The sequence below is a fragment of the Mycobacterium sp. TH-M116 genome (assembly GCF_057473685.1).
The window spans coordinates 1-1,732 of the sequence record NZ_JBYCLC010000242.1 but is presented as its reverse complement, the minus strand read 5'-3'; the positions used below and the strand labels follow the sequence as shown (position 1 = coordinate 1,732).

The 1,732-nt window shown below is 70.6% G+C and carries 2 protein-coding genes; both read left to right on the top strand.

Features of this window, described 5'->3' with window-relative positions; genetic code table 11:
- The first annotated feature begins 100 nt into the window (after positions 1-100).
- The gene (locus tag AC2VOK_RS12080; RefSeq protein ID WP_428900677.1) at positions 101-1,303 is read left to right on the top strand and encodes a PPE domain-containing protein; all 1,203 of its coding nucleotides are present in this window, start codon (positions 101-103) and stop codon (positions 1,301-1,303) included.
- 99 nt (positions 1,304-1,402) lie between these two features.
- Entirely contained in the window at positions 1,403-1,723 is a 321-nt protein-coding gene (locus AC2VOK_RS12075) for a WXG100 family type VII secretion target (protein WP_428900678.1), read from the top strand.
- Positions 1,724-1,732 lie beyond the last annotated feature (9 nt).

Below are 1,732 nucleotides of genomic sequence, written 5' to 3'. Positions count from 1 at the left end.
GCGGCCTGTTCTCCGGCGCGCAGAGCATGGCTTCGGGGGTGGCCGTCGCCACCGAGGCGGCGCGCGCTGCGACCCTGGGCACGTAGCGAGGGGAGAATGCATGCCTGATCCGGGTTGGGCCGTACGCACACCCGAGGACAACGACATGCTGCTCAAAGCCGGGACCGGGGTGGGCACGCACGTGGCCAACCAGACCGCATGGACAACCTTGGCGGCCGCGCACCACGCCTCGGGTGTCGCATCGGCGAGCAACACCGCTGCGACGTCGGCGAGCTGGACCGGTGCCGGGTCGGCGGAGTCCGCGGCCACGGCCACCATGCTCAATGCGTCGCTGCACGGGCTCGCCGGCTGGGTCGATGTGAAGCCGGCCGTGGTGTCGGCCGCCGTCACCGCGTACGAGACCGCCGCCGTCGCGATGCGCCCGGCTCCCGAATGCATCGCCAACCGGGACGAATGGGGAGTCGACAACGGCATCAACCCGATGGTCCTCGGGGCGCTCACGCCGCGCATCATCTCGCTGGACGTCGAGTACTTCGGTGTGATGTGGCCGGTCAACTCCTCCATCGGCGCGTCCTACGGGGCGATCCTCGCCGCGTTGGCCGAAAGCCTGGCGATCCCACCCCCGGTCGCAGCCATGGGGGCCTCGCCGGCGGCTCCGGCGCAGGCGGCGGCGGCGGTCGGCCAGGCCGCGGCGGACACCGCGGCCGGCGACGGTTTGCGCTCCGCGCTGCAAGGTGTGTCGACGGGTGCCGGCGGCGTCGGCCAATCTGCTTCGGCGGGAAAGGAATTCGGGAGTCAGGCCGGTGCGTTCATGGAGCCGATGCAGTCGATGCTGGGGGCGGTCCCGCAGGCGCTGCAGGCCCCCGCGCAACTGATGCAGGCTCCGATGAGCGCGCTGCAGCCACTGCAGTCGATGACGGGCATGTTCGCCAATCCCGCCGGGATGGGGATGAGCGGTGCGGGGCCGGTGGCCTCGGCGGTGTCGGCGACCGGAGGACTTTCGGCGGCAGAGGCCGGCGCTTCGGCCGGCGCGGGCGGTAGCGCATCGTTGACCGGCGCGGGCATGTCCGCGAGCAGTTTCACCCGGCCCGTCAGCGCGTTCGACACCGGCAGCAGCGGTCGGCCGGTGGGGTTGCGGCCCAGCGGGGCGCTCGGCGCGGAAGCCCTGCGCCCGCAGACGACGACGACCGGCGGCACCCCCGTCGGCGGGATGCCGGTCGGCCACGCAGCCGGGGGTGGGCGTGCTTCCCGGGACAAGCCCGAACAACCCGTGACGGTGCGGGTTGTCGACGATCGAGCGTGAAGCCGGCCCGGCGAAAGGGTGAATCGACAGGTCCAAACAGCCGCCATACACTCCGCTTCACGCCCCAGGCCATAGGGGGGCGGCCAATCGCAGAAGGAGATTTCCGTGACCATCAAAGTAACGCCGCACATGCTTCGCGACACGTCAAACGCCATTCAGGCGAATATGGAACACGCCATCGGGATCGCCCAAGGCTATGTCGCCAACCAGGAAAACGTCATGAATCCGGCGACCTGGTCCGGCGACGCCGTGACCGCGTCCCACGTGACCGCCACCGAGGTCGCCGGCGACCTCAACAAGGTGCTGACCGGCGGGACACGACTGGCCGAGGGTTTGACGCAGGCGGCGGCCCTGATGGAAGCGCACGAGGCGGACTCCGCCCACGCATTCACCGCCCTGTTCGGCCAAGCCGGATCCTGACCCGTATTT

Coding starts and splice junctions, on each gene's coding strand:
- AC2VOK_RS12080 (WP_428900677.1), top strand. CDS start 101: ATGCCTGATCCGGGTTGGGCCGTACGCACACCCGAGGACAACGACATG.